Here is a 797-nt window from a genome sequence, read left to right as displayed (position 1 = left end):
CCGTGCGCCACCTGATCTCGTGGGACGACTACGACCGGTTCCGCAAGGTGCCCGCGGGCGTGCCCGGCGTGGACGAGTCGTGGGCCGAGCACATCGGCCGCCCGCTCACCGCCGTCCCGGCCCCGGCCGGCTCCCCGCACCCGAACTGGGCCGAGCACTTCAAGGCCGCGATGGCCGACGCGCTGGCCGAGCTGGGCGTGGAGTACGACGGGATCAGCCAGACCGAGCAGTACACCTCGGGCGTCTACCGCGACCAGGTGCTGCACGCCATGAAGCACCGCGGCGACATCGACGCGATCCTCGCGCAGTACCGCACGAAGAAGGCGCCGCCGAAGAAGTCGCAGAAGCCGCTCGACGAGGCGGAGCTGGAAGCCGCCGAGGGCTCCGGCGCCGCGGCCGAGGACGACGGGGCCACCACGGCCGGGTACTTCCCGTACAAGCCGTACTGCGGCGACTGCGGCAAGGACCTGACCACCGTCACGGCGTACGACGACGAGACCACCGAGCTGACGTACACCTGCTCGGCGTGCGGCTTCGGCGAGACCGTGCGGCTGAGCGAGTTCCACCGCGGCAAGCTGGTCTGGAAGGTGGACTGGCCGATGCGGTGGGCGTACGAAGGCGTCGTCTTCGAGCCGTCGGGCGTCGACCACTCGTCGCCCGGCTCGTCGTTCCAGGTCGGCGGGCAGATCGTGGGCATCTTCGGCGGCGAGCAGCCGATCGGGCCGATGTACGCGTTCGTCGGCATCTCCGGGATGGCCAAGATGTCCTCCTCGCGCAGCGGCGTGCCGACCCCGGCC

Annotated in this window: 1 pseudogene; it reads left to right on the top strand. The window is 71.3% G+C overall.

Features of this window, described 5'->3' with window-relative positions:
- Nucleotides 1–797 (top strand): annotated as a pseudogene (locus KUM32_RS37360) (lysine--tRNA ligase); the annotation flags it as partial.

Source organism: Streptomyces sp. AC627_RSS907, assembly GCF_019049165.1.
Note: the sequence above shows the minus strand (reverse complement) of the source record. Positions and strands in the feature narration are given on the sequence as shown.